Here is a 19,696-nt window from a genome sequence, read left to right on the forward strand (position 1 = left end):
GACAATGACTTGATCGCCCGGGCGGCCCCTCGCGCGCTAGAATCGGCGCCCGTGCCGGCTTTGCTCGAGCCCTCCATCCCCTTCAGGTGCAGCATGACGCCAGACGTCGCCCGCCTGTCAGCAACCAGTGGTGAGATCATGATCGAGGTAACCGAAGTTTCCATTGCCCAACTGCGCGCCGCGCTCGAGACTGGTCGCACCACGGCGGTCGAACTGGTCAAGGCCTACCTCGCCAGGATCGATGCCTACGACGGCTCGCAAACGGCCACCGCGCTGAATGCGGTGGTGGTGCGCAACCCGGACGCGCTGCTCGAGGCCGAGGCATCCGACGCACGCCGCGCCCGTGGCGAAACGCTAGGGCCGCTCGATGGCATCCCCTACACGGCCAAGGACAGCTATTTGGTCAAAGGGCTGACCGCCGCCTCGGGCAGCCCGGCCTTCAAGGATCTGCTCGCTCACCGCGACGCCTTTACCGTCGAACGCCTGCGCGCTGCCGGCGCTATCTGCCTGGGCAAGACCAACATGCCGCCCATGGCCAACGGCGGCATGCAGCGTGGCGTCTACGGCCGCGCCGAAAGCCCGTACAACGCCGAGTACCTGACCGCACCGTTCGCCTCAGGCTCATCCAATGGCGCAGGTACCGCCACGGCTGCCAGCTTCGCCGCCTTCGGCCTGGCCGAGGAAACCTGGTCGAGCGGCCGCGGGCCGGCTTCCAACAACGGCCTGTGCGCCTACACACCGTCACGCGGAGTGATCTCGGTGCGCGGCAACTGGCCGCTGACGCCGACCATGGACGTGGTGGTGCCCTACGCGCGCAGCATGGTTGATCTGCTCGAAGTGCTCGACGTGGTCGTCGCCGATGACCCCGACACCCGTGGCGATCTGTGGCGCCTGCAGCCCTGGGTGCCGATTCCCAGCGCCTCCTCGGTGCGCCCCGACTCCTATCACACACTGGCTGCGGATGCCGGCGCACTGGCCGGCAAACGCTTCGGCGTACCGCGCATGTTCATCAATGCCGACCCCGAAGCGGGCACCAGCGAGTCGCCAGGCATCGGCGGGCCAACCGGGCAGCGGATCAATACCCGCGCCTCGGTGATCGCACTGTGGGAGAGCGCCCGTAAGGCACTGGAAAGTGCCGGTGCCGAAGTGATCGACGTCGACTTCCCGCTGGTTTCCAACTGCGAGGGTGATCGCCCTGGCGCCTCGACGGTGTTCAACCGTGGCCTGGTTTCCAAAGAATTTCTGCATGACGAACTCTGGGAGCTGTCGGCGTGGGCCTTCGATGATTTCCTGCGTGCCAATGGTGATCCAAAACTCAATCGCCTAGCCGACGTCGATGGGCCGCTGATTTTCCCCCACGACCCAGGCACCCTGCCCAACCGCGAGGATGATCTGGCCGCCGGGATGGACGAGTACGTGCGCATGGCCGAGCGCGGCATCACCCCGTGGAACGAGATTGCCACGCTGCCCGATGGCCTGCGCGGGCTGGAGCAGACCCGGCAGATCGATCTCGAGCAATGGATGGACACGCTCAAGCTCGACGCCGTGCTCTTCCCCACAGTCGCCGACGTGGGCCCGGCGGATGCCGACGTCAACCTCGCCTCTGCGGACATCGCCTGGAGCAACGGCATCTGGGTCGCCAACGGCAACCTCGCCATTCGCCACCTCGGCGTGCCCACAGTCACCGTGCCGATGGGCGTGATGGCCGATATCGGCATGCCCGTCGGGCTGACCTTCGCTGGCCGCGCCTACGATGACTCGACGCTGCTGCGCCTGGCCTGTGCCTACGAGTCGACCGGCTCGAAACGCCAGATTCCACCGCGCACCCCGCCGCTGTCAGAGGCAGAGTAATGAGGCCCCGTCGATTACTGGAGCAAACGGCTTGAGCAAATCGCATTGAATCTTCCCGGCTGCATTCGTAATTCGAATAACAGGCAGCTGAATTATGCGATTTACGGGAAGAATACACCCGACACATACTTTCCCCATGGGCTCACCGCACCCTGTGCGGAGAAAGTCGAATCAACAGCGCTAGCGGAGAGATCACGACTGCGCCGTAGATGAGCGCAGCGGATGCATAAACAGGAACGATATGTTGTCGAACAGCGGTAAAGACCTGCAAGCAATCAACCTCTCTATCGCCTGGGATGGGTTCAAGGCATTCCTGCCTATTTCGGCCTTCGTCGTGTTGTTCGGCCTGGCTTTCGGGCTGGCCGCCACACAGACGGGGTTGAGCACCGAGACCAGCCTCGTCATGAGCGCACTGGTCTTCGCCGGGGCATCACAGTTCGCGGCGCTGGATCTGTGGGGCACCCACATACCGCTAGTGCCTCTGGCGCTGACGGTGTTCGCGATCAATGCCCGTCACCTGCTAATGGGCGCAACGTTGTACCCCTGGCTGAGCAACCTGCCGCCAGCCAAGCGCTACGGCGTCATGCTGGTCGCGTCAGACGCCAACTGGGCCATGTCCATGCAGGCCTTCGGCTCTGGCAAGCCGGGGCTGGGGCTGCTGCTCGGTGGCGGCGTGGCGCTGTGGGCAGCCTGGCTACTGGGAACCTGGCTGGGTATCTACTTCGGCAGTGCAATCGACGACCCGGTGAGCTTCGGCCTGGACATGGTCATGGGCTGCTTCCTGCTGGCCATGGTGGTCGGCGGCCAGAAGAACCTGCGGATTCTGATCATCTGGACGGTCGCGGCCTGCGCCTCGCTGCTGGCCTACTGGTATTTACCCAGCAATAGCCATGTAGTCGTCGGCGCACTGGCGGGCGGCATGCTTGGTGCCCTGTGGATGGAGAAGAAAGCATGATGATCGAATCGACCGGTGCCGGCGCCATGATCGTCGTCGCCGTGATGGCAGTGGTGACGCTCGCTACCCGCTGGGGCGGTATTTTCGTCATGTCGTTCGTGCCGATAAACCTCAGAACCCAGCAGTTCATCAGCGCCATGTCCGGCTCGGTACTGGTGGCACTACTGGCCCCCCTGGCGCTGGAGGGTGACAACGGGGCACGGCTGGCATTGGCCAGCACGGCGATCGTCATGCTGCTGGTCAAAAAACCACTGCCGGCGATTGCTGCCGGGATACTGGTTGCCGCTCTCGTCAGGCAAACGGGGCTCTAAGGCAGCAGCTTGGTGGATCGGCCAGACTGCCCCCCTTCAGGGCCTGCCGAACATTGCATAAATGCATTGAAGGCTTGCCGATTCGCCAATTTTCCATGCACAGACGCTAACTTATACTGACTGGCCCATATCAATCGAGCTGGCCAGTTTCTCCTCCCCAGGCTCCTGCAATGCAGGTGCAGGAACTGCTCCGTCAGAGCCTGTCGTTAGCCAATCCGACTACCGTTCCTGGCACCAAGCCCAGGGAACCGGCCAGCCTAAAGATAGTTTTTGAGTCTCCGACGTGACAGATCTCGCCCTGGCATTTCGCCCCAGTACCCGGTAATCGATCATGAACACAGAACAAGGCATCCTGCGCCTATCAATCGCCGTCACCCTGCTGCTGGCGGGTGGAGGTATCGTCTTCGGCCTCTTGTCGGGCTCCTTCTCCATCGTCTTTGACGGCGTCTATTCGCTCGCCGATGCCAGCATGAGCGGCCTGGCGCTGATCGTGGCCACCCTGATTCGCAAGCACACGTCCAACAGCGACGCCAACCGCCGCCTCGCCGAACGTTTCAATATGGGGTTCTGGCACCTGGAGCCCATGGTGCTCGCGCTCAACGGCACGCTGTTGTGCGGCGTGACGCTGTACGCGCTGATCAACGCGGTCGGCAGCCTGCTGGCTGGCGGCAAACCCCTCGATTTCGGCTTCGCGATCATCTACGCGCTCGTTGCAACCGTCGCCTGCTTCAGCCTCGCCGTCCTGGAGTTCCGCGCCAACAAACTCATCCGCTCGGAATTCGTGGCCCTGGACGCCAAGGCCTGGGTCATGTCCGGGAGCATCTCGCTGGCATTGTTGATCGCCTTCGTGCTGGGCGAACTGACCGCCTCGAACGTCTATGGCTGGCTTGGCCCGTACATCGACCCTGCTGTGCTGGCGATCATCTGCCTGGTGATTCTCCCCATGCCGCTGCTGACCATCCGCCAGGCGCTGGCCGATATTCTGCTCGTCACGCCGCCAGCGCTGAAGATGCACGTCGACGAGGTGGCTTCCGGCGTGGTGGCCCAGCAAGGCTTCATCGGCTATGAGGCCTACGTGGCCAAGGTGGGCCGCGCCCTGCAGGTAGAGCTGTACTTCATCGTGCCTGCGGACTGGCCGGCCCAGACCCTGGACGACTGGGATAGGCTGCGCGACGCCATTGGTGAAGCGATTGGCGATGAAGGCCCCAACCGCTGGCTGACCATCGCCTTCACGACCGATCCGCAATGGGCTCGATAGTAAGACGTCTTCCATTGGCTCTGCGAGGGCGACTATTCAATCGTCAGCTCGGAATACGCGCAGTTCATGATGACCCGGCGAGCCCAGAACCAGCCTCACACCGCCAGGTGCGTGGACAGAAAGTCGATCAGCGCGCGTAGCGCTGTCGGCATCCGCTGCCTGGACAGGTACACGGCGTAGATGCCCAGCGGCTTTATCTCCGCTGCCGGGAACAGGCGTACCAGGCGCCCGTCCCTGATCGCTTGTTCGGCAGCGAAATGCGGCAGCATGGCGATTCCGGTTCCACTCATGGCCGCACGTACGACGATGGACGCCTCGTTGGTGCTGAAGCACCCCGTGACCGGCACCATGGTGTTTTCGCCGCCGCTATTGAAGTGCCAGATGCTGCGCCCGTAGTAGGCATAGGTGAGGAAATTGTGTGCCGCCAGATCGCGGATATCGCTCGGCCAGCCGTGGCGCTCGAGGTACGCCGGGCTCGCGCAGATGAACGAGCGCACCTCACCGAGCTTTTTCGCGATCACGCTGGGATCGAGCTCGTTGGTGACCCTGATCGCCAGATCGATTCCGTCTTCCGCCAGATTGGTCATGCGATCGACGATCTGCAGATCGATGGAAACGGCCGGGTGCCGCTGCAGGAATGCCATCAGCGTATCGGTCAAACAGTACTCGGCGAAGATCGAGGACGCGGTGATGCGCAGCAACCCCTTGGGTTCACGCTCGGCCTCCACGCCCAACGCCCGCACATCATCGGACAAGGCCACCAGCGATCGGCAAATCGGCAACACCTGCTCCCCCGCCGCCGTCAGGCTGAGCTTGCGGGTGGTGCGATGCAACAGGCGCGCTTCGGCCCACTCCTCCATGGAAGCGATGTAGCGGGTTGCCATCGCTCGCGACATGTCGAGGTGAGCCGCGGCCGCCGAGATGCTGCCACGCGCGACCGTCTCCAGAAGCACCTTGGCGGCCGTGATGCGATCCATATGCTCGTCTCAAGCAACAAAGCGTCAACTATAGGCCCGTATATCGCCGCCCAACAAACAAATACAGTGCCGCCATCAGCATTCCACGAGGGCTTTTGGCCATGGCATCCGTTCGTTTTCAGTACATCTTCGATCCCCTGTGTGGCTGGTGCTACGCCAGCTCCCCAGCACTGACCACGCTGGCACAGGCCTGGCCTGAGCGGCTCGAGATGTGCCCCAGCGGCTTGTTCTCGGGCTTGGGGGCGCGGGAGATGTCGGCCGATTGGGCGGGCTATGCGTGGAGCAACGATCAACGCATTGCCGCGGCGACCGGCGAAGTGTTCAGCGAGGCATACCGTGACAAGGTGCTGATGGATAGCGCCACGCCATTCGACTCCACCGCCATCAACCGGGCCCTGACGTTGGTTCAGCTGATCGGCAACGGGCTGGAGCCTGGACTGCTCAGGCAGTTGCAGGTCGCCAGGTATGTGGCGGGCGCGAACACCTCCAGCGCACAGGTCGTCGCCGAGGTGACGGCCAGGTTTCTCAGCGACGCAGGCCACACCATAGACGCCACGGAGCTGGGCCAGCGTCTGGAAACGGACAACGCGCTGGCCCGACAGACGCAGACACGCATCGACACGACTCAACAGCTGATGAACAGGCTTGGCATCCGTGGCGTGCCGCAACTGCTGGTACAGGTCGATGAAAAGCTTCACGCCATTCCCTCGGCAGCGCTGTATCAAGGGCGCGACGTACTGTTGGGCGAGCTGCGCAAAGTGGCTGGCAGCGCACTGGGCTGATCGCGCCGCTAGCGCGTTTTCGAGCCCCCGAACCTCAGGAGATCCCATGTCCGAATCCACCGGCAAGACGCTGCGCCTACTGTTTCCCCAATGGCAGGGCGGCAACAATCCGCCCTATCACTTCGGCTCGCAACTCCTGGCCTGGCTGGCCCCCGAAGCCGACGGCCCGGTCGAGGAAGTGCCTGTGGCAGCGCCGGATGACGCGCCGCTCGCCCTCGAGAACGGCATCGTCGGCCGTAGTGTCCTACTCGCCCAGGCGGCAGCGGCGCGGGCGCTGATCGACAAGCATCGTCCCGACCGACTGGTGGTACTGGGCGGTGATTGCCTCGTCGACCTCGCCCCTTTCGCCTACCTGAACGAACGCTACGACGGCGAGCTGGCAGTCCTCTGGATCGATGCCCACCCGGATCTCATGACCCCGGCGCAGTTCCAGCATGCCCATGCCATGGTGCTCGGCAACCTGCTGGGCAACGGCGACGCCGACTTCGTCAACGCCGTGCCGCGCCCCCTCAAGGCGCAGAACGTTCTGTATCTGGGCCTGCATGATCCGAGCGAGTGGGAAGCAGCAGAGATTCAACGCCTGGGGCTCGGCAATGTCAGCCCCTCCTTGCTCGCCGAGCGAGGCAGCCAGCCGGTGATCGAATGGTTCAAGGCCACGGGCGCCAGACACCTGGCCATTCACTTCGACCTGGATGCGCTGGATCCGGCGTTCTTCCGAGGGCTGCTGTTTGCCAACCCCACAACGCCCGAAGGCGCCTTCGATGGCGTCGCGCAAGGCCAGCTGAGCATGGCGCAAGTCGTCGAGGTGTTGAGTGACCTCTCCGCCAGCGCCGATGTAGTCGGCATCGGCATCGCCGAACATCTGCCCTGGGACGCCCTGGCGCTCAAGACGATGCTGGCCAGGCTTCCGCTGATTGGAACACGCGAATCCGTCCCGCCTTCCCAGCCAATCTAACCGGCGAGTTGCCCCTGCTCAGACGCCTGGCGATCCGCGTGCCCGCGCAATACGGCGATATCCCGCTTGGGCGGCACGCCGAACAGGCGGCTGTACTCGCGGCTGAATTGCGACGGGCTTTCGTAGCCGACCTTGAAAGCAGCGCTGGACACGTCCAGGTGCTCGTTGAGCATCAGCCGTTTGGCCTCGTTCAGGCGTAGCCACTTCTGGTACTGCAGCGGGCTCATGGCCGTGAGTTGGCGAAAGTGATGGTGAAAGGTCGGCGCGCTCATCTGTACACGGGCGGCCAGTTCTTCGACACGCAGCGACGTGGCGAAGTTGAGCTTCAGCCAGTCGATGGCCTTGGCGATGCGATAGCCCTGACCATCGACGGAGGTGATCTGGCGCAGCTTGCCCGCCTGGTCGCCCATCAGCAGGCGATAGTGAATCTCGCGCTGGATCAACGGCGCGAGCACCGGTATGGCTTCCGGTTCATCCAGCAGCGCCAGCAGCCGCTCGAACGACGCCAGCAGCGGCGCGGTGGTGCAACCGATCCCCACCCCAGTGCCTGCGGACCGATCACGGCTGGTCGGCAAACCACCCTCGGCGATCAGCTCGGCCAGCACGCGCAAATCCAGCTTCAGGGTCAACCCCACGCAGGGCCGCTGTGGGCTCGCCACCAGTACTTCGGAGTTGGCCGGCAGATTCAGCGAGGTGACCAGAAAGCGCGAGGGATCATATGGGTAGCCTTCGCCGCCGACCCACAGCCGCTTCTCGCCCTGGGCGACAAGGATGATGCTCGGCTCGACCATGCACACCACCGGTGGCGACGGCTCTTCACGCCTGAAGAAACCAAGCCCGGCAATAGCGGTTTTGTCATCCCCCGGCCGTGCAATGCGCGCACCGATACTCTGCGCGAGCGACTCTTGAAGTGATGCGATTTGCGCGTTGTGTCTGTTCATCATCAAGCCTGTATCTGCGTCGTCATTGCACTCTAACGCGCTCGTCACAACCTTCCCATCGAAAGCCGGCAAGCTCATCGGATCGGGCAAGTAATCCAGTGAAATGCGCTACAGACCGCGTGGGCAGCTACGCAGAATGGCACGGCCTGCGACAGATCATCGATCGCATCACCACCGGAGTGCATTCCATGGACAACTCGTTTTCACGCCTGGGGCTGATCCAGAGCGCCCTCTTTGCCGGCATCGCAGCCTTCGCCAGCGTGCCGGCCGCACTGGCCCAGGAAGCGCAACGCGCGACAGGAGAAAAGACCATGACGCTTACCCAGCAGTGGGACAAGACGTTCCCCCAAAGCACCAAGGTCGACCATCAGAAAGTGACCTTCAAGAACCGCTACGGCACCACCCTGGCAGCCGACCTGTACCTGCCCAAGGAGCGCGGTAGCCAGCCGCTCCCTGCCCTGGCCGTCAGCGGCCCGTTCGGCGCGGTGAAGGAACAGTCATCTGGTCTGTACGCCCAGACCATGGCCGAGCGTGGCTACATCACACTGGCATTCGACCCGTCCTACACCGGTGAAAGCAGCGGCGAACCCCGCGACCTGGCCTCGCCAGACATCAATACCGAAGACTTCAGCGCCGCGGTCGACTTCCTCGGGCTGCAGAAATCGGTCGATCGCCAGCGCATCGGCATCATCGGCATCTGCGGTTTCGGAGGCATGGGCCTGAGTGCTGCAGCGGTGGATACGCGCATCAAGGCCGTGGTCACCACCGCCATGTACGACATGTCGCGCGTCATGGCCAAGGGCATGAACGATAGCCTGACGCCGCAACAACGCGCGCAGACCCTGGAGCAGCTGAGCCAGCAACGCTGGGTCGATGCCCAGAACGGCACGCCCATGCCGGGGCCGCGCATCCTGCCGGAGAAGCTCAGCGGCAACGACGGCGCGATCATCGAGGAATTCTTCGACTACTACCGCACGCCGCGCGGCTTCCACAAGAACTCGCCGAACTCCAATGGTGCCTGGACCACCACCACGCCGCTGCCGTTCATGAACCTGCCGTTGCTGACCAACATCGCGGAAATTTCTCCACGGCCGATTCTAATCATCGCCGGTGAGCATGCGCACTCGCGCTACTTCAGCGAAGACGCCTTCAAGGCCGCCGCACAGCCCAAGGAGCTGCTGATCGTCAAGGATGCCAACCATGTGGATCTCTATGACCGACTGGACAAAATCCCCTTCGAGACGATCACCAATTTCTTCGACAAGAACCTGAAGTAACCACAAGCAAGACTGGCCGAACGCCACATGCCCCCGTCCGGTCAGTCTCCGCTCTACAACTGCAAACGCCCTTCCCTGGCCTTCGCGGCCACCCCGAATAGGCCATTCGCCGGCCCGTTGCGGCTGGCCATTGCCACACCGGACAGCATCCGGGAAACACAGGATTCATTCATGCCCCCCACACCTCTTTCGTCAGCGCCCCAGGCCCCCCACGCCTGGGGCGCCGTACTTGCCATGTCGCTCGCCGCGTTTGCCCTGGTCGCCTCGGAGTTCATGCCGGTCAGCCTACTCACGCCGATTGCAGCAGACCTGCAAATCACCGAGGGCCAGGCCGGCCAGGGCATCGCCGTGTCAGGGCTGTTCGCCCTGCTCACCAGCCTGGTCATCGCAGCGCTGGCGGCACGCGTCGATCGCAAGCGGCTGCTCCTCTCGCTGACGCTGCTGATGATCGTCTCCGGAACGGTGGTGGCGTTCGCGCCGAACTACCTGATCTTCATGCTGGGCCGCGCCCTGATCGGTGTCGCCATCGGTGGCTTCTGGTCATTATCGGCGGCAACGGCGATGCGCCTGGTACCCACGGATCAAGTGCCTCGGGCACTGGCTATCGTCAACGGCGGCAACGCGCTGGCAACAGTGATTGCAGCACCTCTGGGCAGTTTTCTCGGCTCGCTGATCGGGTGGCGCGGCGCGTTTTTCTGCATCGTGCCGGTCGCCGCGCTGGCTGCTATCTGGCTGCTGCTTAGCCTGCCCTCGATCAAAACCGAGCGCAGCGGCAAAAGCAGCAATGTCTTCCGGCTGATGAAAAGCCTGCCCGTGGCGCTGGGCATGATCGCCGTGAGTGTCTTTTTCATGGGCCAGTTCATGCTGTTCACTTACCTGCGCCCGTTTCTGGAAACCGTCACCCACGTCGGCATAAACACGCTGTCATTGATGCTGCTGGTACTGGGCGTAGCCGGTCTGGTCGGTACCTTCGCAATCGAGGTATTCCTCAAAAGAGGCCTGTATCGCACGTTGATCGCCATCCCGCTGCTGATGGCAGCAATCGCCATGGCGCTGATTTCCTTCGGTGCCTCGGCGGCAGCCACTACCCTGTTGCTCGGCCTCTGGGGGCTGGTGGCGACGGCGGCGCCAGTCGGCTGGTGGACATGGCTGGCGAAAACCCTGCCAGACGATGCCGAAGCAGGCGGTGGGCTGATGGTGGCGATCATCCAGCTGGCGATAGCACTGGGCGCCACTGTGGGTGGGCTGGTGTTCGACCTGAGCGGCTACCGTGCAACGTTCGAGTTGAGTGCCGCGCTGCTGGTGGTCGCGGGTGTGCTCGCCTGCCTGGCAGGGCGTGCCGCGTTGCAGGCGCCGTCGATGGTATCGCGTGCGGCAGCATAAGGTGAGCGAGGCAAGGCACGCTTGCCGCTGCTATCAACGCCACTCGGCTCTCACCGTTCGCGCGGCAGCGGTTTCGCTTACAGCCAACGAGAAAAAGGCACCTGCGTACAGGTGCCTTGCTGTTGCCGAGTGACCTTTACTTGTTGCCGGTCAGGGCCGCGTAGCTGGTCATCAGGTTGCGGTAGTCAGGGATGTGATCGGAGCAGATCTTCGCCAGCCCCTCCACATCGTTGCGCCAGTCGCGGTGCAACTCGCAGGCCACGCCGAACCAGTTCATCAACTGGGCGCCAGCGTTGGACATACGGTTCCAGGCCGCGTCACGGGTGATCTGGTTGAAGGTGCCGGAAGCGTCGGTGACCACGAATACCTCGAAGCCCTCCTCCAGCGCCGACAGTGCCGGGAACGCCACGCACACCTCGGTCACCACACCGGCGATGATCAGCTGCTTCTTGCCGGTGGCCTTGATCGCCTTGACGAAATCTTCGTTGTCCCAGGCGTTGATCTGGCCAGGGCGAGCGATGTACGGCGCATCCGGGAACAGCTCTTTCAGTTCGGGTACCAGCGGGCCGTTGGGGCCGGTTTCGAAGCTGGTGGTGAGGATGGTCGGCAGGTTGAAGAACTTGGCCAGGTCAGCCAGGGCCAGCACGTTGTTCTTGAACTTGTCCGGGTCGATGTCGCGCACCAGCGAGAGCAGGCCAGCCTGGTGGTCGACCAGCAGAACGACGGCGTTGTCTTTGTCGAGGCGGTTGTAGGTGAAGGAAGTAGTCATGGCGCGATCCTCTATTTTCAGTTGGCTGCCGAGTCGTTCGGCTGGATTTGGTTGGTGTCGTGCAGTTGTCGCTGCATGTGGTAAAGATTAAATTCGACACCCTCAACGCACCAGATGGCAAAAATCGTCTACAGCGTTCCATTTTCAGAACGGTATATCGATGGAAGATCTCAACACCCTCTACTACTTCACCCAGGTGGTAGAACACGGCGGCTTCGCGCCCGCCGGCCGTGCTCTGGATATTCCCAAGTCCAAACTCAGCCGACGCATCGCCCTACTCGAAGAGCGCCTGGGCGTGCGCCTGCTGCACCGTACCAGCCGCCATTGCTCGCTGACGGAGATCGGCCAGGAGTACTACCAGCGTTGCGTGGCCATGCGCGTGGAGGCGGAAGGCGCTGCCGAAGTGATCGAGCGCAACCTCAGCGAGCCTCGCGGCCTGGTGCGTCTGGCGTGCCCGACCACCCTACTCAACTCCTGGGTCGGGCCGATGCTGACGCGCTTCATGCTGCGCTACCCGGCCGTGGAGCTGTTCATCGAGAGCACCAACCGCCGCGTCGACCTGCTCCACGAAGGCTTCGACATCGCCCTGCGGGTGCGCTTCCCGCCGCTGGAAAACACCGACATGGTGATGAAGATACTGGGCAACAGCCGCCAGTGCCTGGTTGGACGCCCGGACTTTCTCAAGCAGTTGCCGGAGCAGTTTCAGCCTGCCGAACTGGGCCAGTTACCAAGCCTGCATTGGGGTGGCTCGCAACGTGAATACCAGTGGGAACTGTTCGGCCCGAATGAGGGAAAGCTGCTGATCCCCCATCGCCCGCGCATGGTCACCGACGACCTGATCGCTCTGCGCCACGGCGCCCTGGCGGGCGTCGGCATTGCCCACGTCCCGCGGGTCGCGGTGCGCGAGGATCTGGACGCCGGCACCTTGGTAGAGATGCTGCCGGGCTGGGAACCAAAATGCGGCATCGTCCACGCCATCTTTCCGTCCCGCCGCGGCCTACTGCCCTCGGTACGCACACTGATCGACTTTCTGGCCGAGGAGTTTCGCGACAGCGATATGGCCTGATCCGCACGCACCAGGCCTTACCGTTACGCCTGATCGTTCCCCGCGCTCCGCGTGGGAATGCATCCCGGGCGCTCTGCGTCCCTGCTGACCAGGCAACGCCGGCGCAGCGCGACCAGGCCGGGGCTCTCACGCTGGGCCGTGGGAGCCATCAAAAGCTAGGCACCAGGCCGGAGAGTGCGGCGCAGCAGCCATCGATTCGCACCCGGGGCGACGCTACGCATGGGCCTCTGACTAGCCCCAGCCCACGCCACCAACGCAGCGACTTGCGCCATCCCCTCCCCCCTAAACGACCGGATGGAGCTGAGAAGCCGCGAGACCGAACACCGCCGCCAGGGCGATCAGCAGCACCAGGTTGAGCAGAATCCGCCGCCCTTTGGAAAGGCCGGCAAACTCCTTGGCAACACTCGCGACGAAGACGGCAGCCACCACCACAAAAGCAGGCATGGAAACCAGCCAGTCGGCGAGCTGGCTGTTCATCAGCCGCTCGCTTTCCGGGTAAAGCCCCTGGCTGATGGCCATATAGTCGGGCCTGGCATCGGCAAGGCCCCAATAGGCCGCCACGGTGATCAGTTGAAGCACCAGCAGGAGCAGGTTGCAGAATGTCTTTAGGCGGGAGAAGCGTCCCACGTCACGGCTGTGCACAGAGCGCGCTCCCGTTCTGGGTCTTGCCCATCATGTCCTTGATCACACCACGAATCTTGGTGTCCGCCAGTTGCCCACCTTTGGACTCGACCTTGATTCGGCTGAGAGAGAACGTGGATTCGTTGTTCGCATCAAAGATGGTGAAGTTCACGTCCACAGTGCCACTGAATGCCAGTGTCCCCTTCAGCTCCACCTCGCCCAACTTGCCGACCAGGGATGATCGACTGCACAGCCAGGCGTGCTTGGTCGTGTCGATCTTCATCCAGGCCGTTTCGATATGCCCGGCGATCAACGTGCCGCTGTTGCCACCGATCTCGAACCCCGAGGCGATACCGAACGTCTGAGGTTGATCGGCGCTGGAACGTCTTAGCTGGATATAAACACCACTGAACAGGCTGAAACCAATGCTGGTCTTGGGTAGAGCTGCGCCAATACCGCTGGCCAATATCTTCATTTCCATCACATGCTCCTTATGTGTACGCAGGTCGGTGGCGATGTCGCTGAACAAGCATGACGAAGCAACACGCAATCCACCGTGAATGACCACGCACAAAAGAAATAAATCCCTGGTGCGCCGCTCAATCCACGATCACATTCGTAGAGCCGTGGGTGACCATGCTGCGCCTGATACGATTCGCCCATGAACCACCTCACCTGCATTCAGACTCTGCTCAGCACCGACGAACATCGCTGGCGAATACTGCAGCACCTGCGCGACCTGCACCTGCCGGATGGCTGGGTGGCCGCGGGCTTCCTACGCAGTGCTGTCTGGGATCGCCTGCACGAGCGGACGCATTCACCCTTGCCGCCTGACATCGATGTGATCTGGTTCGATACGGACAGGGCGTCGCAAGAGCAAGACAGTCAGCTCGAAGCCCAATTGCAGCGCGTCGACAACACGCTGAACTGGTCGGTGAAAAACCAGGCACGCATGCACCTGCGCAATGGTGATCGACCTTATGAATCAGCGACGGATGCAATGACGTACTGGCCCGAGACCGCAACGGCAGTCGCGGTGCGCCTCGATGCCAACGACGAACTGCAGATTGCCGCGCCATTTGGCCTGGAAGACCTGTTCGACCTCGTGGTACGGCCAGCCGGAAAGTTTCGAGACGAGAAAAGGCGTCTGTTTCTGGAGCGCCTGCAAAGCAAACAGTGGCTAGCCAGATGGCCTGATCTGACCGTGATCGACTAAACCAGCCTACCAGGCAAGCCGCCTGGGTCGAGTGCAGCGTTACCGAGGGCAAGGTCGACGCGCCTGCCCATGGGCCTGGCCGTAGGGTGGACAACGCTTTTATTGTCCACCGTTCCAGCACCGCGATGGTGGCTGGGTTAAGCGTCAGTCCCCTAGCCGGGATCATGTGACGGCTAGCGACAGCGACCAAGCGAGGCGACCAGTTCAGCTTCCACATCGCCTTCGCGGGCGTCTTTCTGAAACACCGCGCAGGTCGCCGTGCCGGCATCCGTGGTGCAGCGGTACACCGCAATCACACTGCCCGGCCCAACCCCGGTATGACCGCTGAGAACCAGGCCACCCTCGACGTCGCCCTGCATCAAACCCAAGGCATAGCCAGCAACGATCCATGGTCGCCCTGGAAGAGGCCCACCCAGAACGCGCCGTGCCTGCATTTGCTCCAACAGCTCCGCAGGCAGCAGGCTGCCACCCAGCAGCCGATCCAACAGCAAGGCGGCATCGGACACACTACCGACCAGCAAGCCGTGATAAACCCAGCCAGGCTGGTAGGCGGCAGCGCTGCCCATATCGACGTCGCGCAAGTCGGCAGGCGTCTTCGCCAGGCGAACAGAAGACACGCCGAGCGGCTGCAACACCCGCTGCTCGATGGCGCTCTCGAGTGAGCTGCCACTGAGCTCCTCGATCAATCGGGTGACGTACAGGTAGCCGACATTGGAATAACCCCAGCCGACGCCAGGCTGATAACGCAGCCGCGCAGCATCGAGGCGTTCCAGCATTTCACTGGCTGACCAGGGCACATCACCACGGGCGACGGCGGCGTGGTAGTCGGCGAGCTCGGCGTAATCCGCCAGGCCGCTCTCGTGTTTCAGCAACTGGCGCAGCGTGAAGGGGCCACCCAGCACCACCTCGTCGAGCGATACCAGCCCATCACGCACCAGGGTCAGGGCAGTCGCCGCCAGTACGGTTTTGGTGAAGCTCCACCAGGGTACGAGGGGTGCCTGGCGCTCAGCAGCCGAGAGCTGACCGTTCACCACGAGTGAGCAAGCAAATGTCGACATCCAAATCTCTCCTGATACACCCAATCCCTACAAAAGCCCCCGGTATCAACCCTCGACCTGACTCCACTGCTTGCTCAGGCGCTTGTCCGACACCGCCATCTTCGTGCCCAGCTGCTGGGCGAACAGCGACACGCGGTACTCTTCGAGCATCCAGCGGTAGAGCACCAGGTTGGCGTCGCGTTTGCCTTCCTGCAGGTGCTTGCCGAGGCGCGCCTGGTACTGCTCCCAATAACCGGCCAGTTCGCCACTCCACACCCGGTCGCGTTGCAGCTGCGCGGCGATCTTGTCGAAGCGTTGTTCGATGGCCTTGAGATAGCGCGGCACTTCCTTGAGCCATTCGCCAGGCGTTTCGCGGACAAAACCGGGATAGACCAGATTACCCAGCTGCGCCTTGATGTCGTTGAGCGCCACTGCCTGGGCCAGGTCGATCTTGCCCTTGAAGCGCTTCTGCAGGCCGTGCCAGAGCTTGAGAATTTCCAGGGTCAGACGGGCCAGCCGCTCGGCGTGGTCGGCCCAGGCACCGCGCTTTTTCTCGGCCAGGGCGGCAAGCGCCGCACCGTCACGGGGCAGCGGCTGCTCGCCTTCGAGAATGCAGCTGTCGAGGCTGGCCAGCAGAATGTCTTCGACCAGCGCATCGACCCGGCCCAGGTCGCGGTGCAGCAGGCCCAGCTCGGTCAGCCCCGGTAACTTGCCGCGCAGGAACTTGGCAGGCTCCGCCAGTTGTTGCAGCAGCAGGCGCTGTAGGGCGCGGCGGTGCTGGAACTCGGCTTCGGCCTGGGTCGGGAAGCGCCCTTCCTTGACCACACCGCCCTCTTCCACCAGCGCCGGGAACACGGTCAAGGAGAGCCCTGCAACCTTTTGCTGAGTCTTCTCGGCGACCTGGGCGAAGCCCTTGGCCTCAACCGGTTTCTGCACCTTGTCCGTTTGCGGAATAGCCAACGCGGCCTGGCTGGCCTCGGCGAAGCGCGCGGTCAACTCGGCCAGATCCCGACCTTCACCGAGCAGCTTGCCGTGGGTGTCGACCACTTCGATATTCATCTTCAGGTGATGTTCGAGCTGGCGGGTTGCCTCGACCCACGCATCACTGTCGATACGCGCACCGGTCATGCGCTGCAGCTCGCGAGCCAGGCTTTCCGGCAGGCTGCCCTGGCCGAAGGTGAGCTTGCTCAGGGCCGCACCGACGAAGTCCGGCACCGGCACGAAGTTCTTGCGCAGCGCCTTGGGCAGGCCGCGCACCAGGTCGATGGCCTTGGCCTCGATCAGCCCTGGCACCAGCCACTCCAGGCGCTCGCCCGGCAGCTGTGGCAACAGCGGTGCTGGCACGCGCAGGGTCACGCCGTCGCGCGGGTGGTTGGGTTCGAAGTGATAGGTCAGCGGCAACTGCAGCTCACCGATATGCAGGGTGTCGGGATACTGGGCGGCGGTGACTTCCAGCGCCTCGCGGGCCAGCACGTCTTCCTCGCGCATCATCAGCAGCTGTGGGTCTTTGGCGCTCTCGCGCTTGTACCAGCTCTCGAAGGTTGCCGTCTGGTAGATGTCCTGGGGAATGCGCGCCTCGTAATAGGCGAACAGGGTTTCCTCGTCGGCAAGAATATCGCGGCGGCGCGCCTTGGCTTCCAGCTCGTCGAGCTTCTCCAGCAGCAGTCGGTTGGCGCTCAGGCACTTGGTGCGGCTATTGATTTCGCCACGCACCAACCCTTCACGGATAAACAACTCACGCGCCACCAGCGGATCGATGGGCCCGTAATGCACGGGCCGGCGGCCGATCACGATCATCCCGTACAGGGTCACCTGCTCATACGCCACCACCTGGCCGCGCTTCTTCTCCCAGTGCGGCTCGAAGTGGTTCTTCTTGATCAGATGACCAGCCAGCGGCTCGATCCAGTCCGGCTCGATCTTGGCGACCTGGCGAGCGAACAGCTTGGTGGTCTCGACCAGTTCGGCGGCCATGATCCAGTTGGGTTTCTTGCGGCCGATCACCGACGACGGGTGCACCCAGAAGCGCCGCTGGCGGGCACCGAGAAAATCGCCCTCCTCGGTTTTCTGGCCGATCTGGCTGAGCAGACCGCTGAGAATCGCCTTGTGCACAGCCGCGTAACCCTTGGCGCGCTGCGCGGCTTCATTGGCCTCGGCCTGTTCGCGGAGAATCACATTGACCTTGGTGTCGGTGGTCGGCTGCGGACGCGAGTCGCCGCCATGGGTATCGCGTTGCTCCGACGCTGCATCCGCATCTTTCGTCGGATGGCGTTGAGCGGAGCGATACCCATCGAGCTGCAACTCCTTGGCCAACAACACCAACTGGCGATGGGAATCGCGCCACTCGCGTAAACGCATGTAGTTGAGGAAGTTCTTCTTGCACCAGCTACGCAGCGGGCTGGAGCCAAGCTCCTGGCGTTTTTCCTCGAAGCCGCGCCACAGGTTGATCAGCGCGGCGAAGTCGGAATCCACATCCTTCCACTGCGCATGGGCCTGATCGGCCGCCTGCTGGCGATCCATCGGTCGCTCGCGCGGATCCTGCACCGACAGCGCGCTGGTGACGATCAGCAGCTCCTGCAGGCTGCCGAGCTTGGCGGCCTCCAGCACCATGCGGCCGAGGCGCGGGTCGATGGGCAAGCGTGCCAGCTGACGCCCCAGCGGGGTCAGTTGTCCTTCGCGGCTGACCGCCGACAGCTCCTGCAGCAGGTTGAAACCATCGCTGATGGCCTTGCCATCCGGCGGCTCGATAAAGGGAAAATCCTCGATGCTGCCCAAGCGCAGGTGCAGCATCTGCAAGATCACCGCCGCCAGGTTGGTGCGCAGAATTTCCGGATCGGTGAACTCGGGCCGACCTAGGAAGTCCTCCTCGGCGTACAGGCGCACGCAGATGCCCGGCTCGACCCGGCCGCAACGGCCCTTGCGCTGGTTGGCACTGGCCTGGGAAACCGCCTCGATGGGCAGGCGCTGCACCTTGGCGCGGTAGCTGTAACGGCTGATGCGCGCCGTACCGCTGTCGATCACATAGCGAATGCCCGGCACCGTCAACGAGGTTTCCGCGACGTTGGTGGCCAGCACGATCTTGCGCCCACCCATGGGCGCGAAAATCTTCTGCTGCTCGGCTGGCGTCAGCCGCGCATACAGCGGCAGCACTTCGGTGAAACGCAGGTTGGCCTTGCGCAGCACTTCCGCAGCATCGCGAATCTCGCGCTCACCCGGCAGGAAAATCAGCACGTCGCCCGGGCGCTTGCCCTCGGCATTCTCATGGGCGGCGATCTCGTCCAGCGCGGCGAGAATGCCCTGATCGACGGTGAGATCGTCGAGCAGCCGCTCGCCCTCCTCATCCACTTCGGCAGCCAACGGCCGGTACCAGGTTTCCACCGGATAGGTGCGGCCGGATACTTCGACGATGGGAGCGTCCGGAAGGCCGGCCCCACCAAAATGCTTGCTGAAGCGATCCAGATCGATGGTCGCCGAGGTGATGATCACCTTGAGGTCGGGCCGCCGCGGCAGCAAGGTCTTCAGGTAACCGAGCAGGAAGTCGATGTTGAGGCTGCGTTCGTGGGCCTCGTCGACGATGATGGTGTCGTACTTTTCCAGATAGCGGTCGTGCTGGGTTTCGGCGAGCAGAATGCCGTCGGTCATCAGCTTGATCAGCGAAGTGTCCTTGCTCTGATCCTCGAAGCGCACCTGATAACCGACCAGCTCGCCCAACGGCGTGCCTATCTCCTCAGCCACCCGCGTCGCCACACTGCGCGCCGCCAGCCTGCGTGGCTGGGTATGGCCGATCAGGCCGTGCTGGCCACGACCGATCTCCAGGCAGATCTTCGGCAACTGGGTAGTCTTGCCCGAACCGGTTTCGCCCGCGATCACCAGCACCTGATGCTTGGCCAGCGCCGCCTTGATCTCATCGCGCTTGGCCGCGATCGGCAACGCATCGTCATAACGCATCACCGGCACACTCAACCGCCGCGCCTCGACCTTCGCGCAAGACGCCTGAAAACGCTCCAGCCACTGCGCCTGCTTGGCTTCGTCGGGCTTCTTCTGCAGCTCATGCAACTGCCGACGCAAACGATGGCGGTCGGCAATCATGGCGTGGTCGAGGTTGTTCTGCAGGGCAGCGATATCGAAGGGGACGTCGGTCATCAGGCTCGGGCGGGTCGCGGAGAAAGGTGGGATTGTCGCAGATTCCACGCCAAGGCGTGCAGGGTGGGGCCGTCGATAGACGGAGTCTGGCGACCCTACACGGGCAGCAACCCTCGGACTGCATGCCGACGGGCGGTTGCCTCCTCATTGACATATC

17 protein-coding genes are annotated in these 19,696 nt (G+C 63.2%); 10 read left to right on the forward strand and 7 right to left on the reverse strand.

Features of this window, described 5'->3' with window-relative positions:
* Positions 1 to 138: 138 nt before the first annotated feature.
* The 4 genes from ACZ0AI_RS09770 to ACZ0AI_RS09785 all read left to right on the forward strand — a co-directional run bounded on the left by ACZ0AI_RS09770 (position 139) and on the right by ACZ0AI_RS09785 (position 4,375).
* A complete protein-coding gene (locus tag ACZ0AI_RS09770) occupies positions 139 to 1,851 on the forward strand; it encodes an amidase (RefSeq protein ID WP_463566088.1) in 1,713 nt (570 codons plus the stop codon).
* Positions 1,852 to 2,092: 241 nt separating this feature from the next.
* Positions 2,093 to 2,806 (forward strand): AzlC family ABC transporter permease, encoded by a 714-nt coding sequence (locus ACZ0AI_RS09775; RefSeq protein WP_463565573.1) that lies wholly within the window; start codon positions 2,093 to 2,095, stop codon positions 2,804 to 2,806.
* Positions 2,803 to 3,117: an AzlD family protein gene (locus ACZ0AI_RS09780; RefSeq protein WP_463565574.1), complete on the forward strand. Its 315-nt coding sequence runs from the start codon at positions 2,803 to 2,805 to the stop codon at positions 3,115 to 3,117. Before ACZ0AI_RS09775 ends, ACZ0AI_RS09780 begins: the two co-directional genes overlap by 4 nt.
* A gap of 331 nt (positions 3,118 to 3,448) precedes the next feature.
* Positions 3,449 to 4,375, forward strand: a complete 927-nt coding sequence (locus ACZ0AI_RS09785; RefSeq protein WP_463565575.1) for a cation diffusion facilitator family transporter — start codon at positions 3,449 to 3,451, stop codon at positions 4,373 to 4,375.
* A 95-nt stretch (positions 4,376 to 4,470) separates the two neighbouring features.
* Here the strand turns inward: ACZ0AI_RS09785 and ACZ0AI_RS09790 are convergent, their stop codons facing one another.
* On the reverse strand, positions 4,471 to 5,352 hold the full coding sequence (locus ACZ0AI_RS09790) for a LysR family transcriptional regulator (protein ID WP_463565576.1): 882 nt from the start codon (positions 5,350 to 5,352) through the stop codon (positions 4,471 to 4,473).
* 101 nt (positions 5,353 to 5,453) lie between these two features.
* Here ACZ0AI_RS09790 and ACZ0AI_RS09795 point away from each other — a divergent pair, with 101 nt between their 5' ends.
* Positions 5,454 to 6,134, forward strand: a complete 681-nt coding sequence (locus ACZ0AI_RS09795; RefSeq protein ID WP_463565577.1) for a DsbA family protein — start codon at positions 5,454 to 5,456, stop codon at positions 6,132 to 6,134.
* Positions 6,135 to 6,180: 46 nt separating this feature from the next.
* Positions 6,181 to 7,089 (forward strand): arginase family protein, encoded by a 909-nt coding sequence (locus tag ACZ0AI_RS09800; protein ID WP_463565578.1) that lies wholly within the window; start codon positions 6,181 to 6,183, stop codon positions 7,087 to 7,089.
* Here ACZ0AI_RS09800 and ACZ0AI_RS09805 read toward each other — a convergent pair.
* The gene (locus ACZ0AI_RS09805; RefSeq protein WP_463565579.1) at positions 7,086 to 8,030 is read right to left on the reverse strand and encodes an AraC family transcriptional regulator; all 945 of its coding nucleotides are present in this window, start codon (positions 8,028 to 8,030) and stop codon (positions 7,086 to 7,088) included. The two genes, ACZ0AI_RS09800 and ACZ0AI_RS09805, sit on opposite strands and share 4 nt — an antisense overlap.
* A 188-nt stretch (positions 8,031 to 8,218) precedes the next feature.
* On the opposite strand from ACZ0AI_RS09805, the gene ACZ0AI_RS09810 reads away from it, so the two are divergent.
* Entirely contained in the window at positions 8,219 to 9,307 is a 1,089-nt protein-coding gene (locus ACZ0AI_RS09810) for an alpha/beta hydrolase (protein WP_463565580.1), read from the forward strand.
* A 171-nt stretch (positions 9,308 to 9,478) separates the two neighbouring features.
* Positions 9,479 to 10,690, forward strand: coding sequence for an MFS transporter (locus ACZ0AI_RS09815; protein ID WP_463565581.1), 1,212 nt, complete (start codon positions 9,479 to 9,481; stop codon positions 10,688 to 10,690).
* A 136-nt stretch (positions 10,691 to 10,826) separates the two neighbouring features.
* Here ACZ0AI_RS09815 and ycaC read toward each other — a convergent pair whose 3' ends face one another.
* Positions 10,827 to 11,459 carry an isochorismate family cysteine hydrolase YcaC gene (gene ycaC, locus ACZ0AI_RS09820; RefSeq protein ID WP_463565582.1) on the reverse strand — a complete coding sequence of 211 codons (633 nt, stop codon included), beginning with the start codon at positions 11,457 to 11,459 and terminating at the stop codon, positions 10,827 to 10,829.
* 160 nt (positions 11,460 to 11,619) lie between these two features.
* On the opposite strand from ycaC, the gene ACZ0AI_RS09825 reads away from it, so the two are divergent.
* Positions 11,620 to 12,525 carry a LysR substrate-binding domain-containing protein gene (locus ACZ0AI_RS09825; protein WP_463565583.1) on the forward strand — a complete coding sequence of 302 codons (906 nt, stop codon included), beginning with the start codon at positions 11,620 to 11,622 and terminating at the stop codon, positions 12,523 to 12,525.
* Between the two features lie 282 nt (positions 12,526 to 12,807).
* On the opposite strand, the gene ACZ0AI_RS09830 is transcribed toward ACZ0AI_RS09825, so the two are convergent.
* Entirely contained in the window at positions 12,808 to 13,167 is a 360-nt protein-coding gene (locus tag ACZ0AI_RS09830) for a hypothetical protein (RefSeq protein WP_463565584.1), read from the reverse strand.
* Positions 13,154 to 13,627 (reverse strand): hypothetical protein, encoded by a 474-nt coding sequence (locus tag ACZ0AI_RS09835; protein ID WP_463565585.1) that lies wholly within the window; start codon positions 13,625 to 13,627, stop codon positions 13,154 to 13,156. Before ACZ0AI_RS09835 ends, ACZ0AI_RS09830 begins: the two co-directional genes overlap by 14 nt.
* 180 nt (positions 13,628 to 13,807) lie before the next feature.
* Here ACZ0AI_RS09835 and ACZ0AI_RS09840 point away from each other — a divergent pair, with 180 nt between their 5' ends.
* Entirely contained in the window at positions 13,808 to 14,362 is a 555-nt protein-coding gene (locus tag ACZ0AI_RS09840; protein ID WP_463565586.1) for a nucleotidyltransferase family protein, read from the forward strand.
* A gap of 173 nt (positions 14,363 to 14,535) precedes the next feature.
* On the opposite strand, the gene ACZ0AI_RS09845 is transcribed toward ACZ0AI_RS09840, so the two are convergent.
* On the reverse strand, positions 14,536 to 15,420 hold the full coding sequence (locus ACZ0AI_RS09845; RefSeq protein ID WP_463565587.1) for a serine hydrolase domain-containing protein: 885 nt from the start codon (positions 15,418 to 15,420) through the stop codon (positions 14,536 to 14,538).
* A 45-nt stretch (positions 15,421 to 15,465) separates the two neighbouring features.
* Complete coding sequence (hrpA, locus tag ACZ0AI_RS09850; protein ID WP_463565588.1) at positions 15,466 to 19,539, reverse strand: ATP-dependent RNA helicase HrpA; 4,074 nt, start codon at positions 19,537 to 19,539, stop codon at positions 15,466 to 15,468.
* Positions 19,540 to 19,696: the final 157 nt, after the last annotated feature.

The organism is Pseudomonas sp. AC355 (assembly GCF_979258205.1).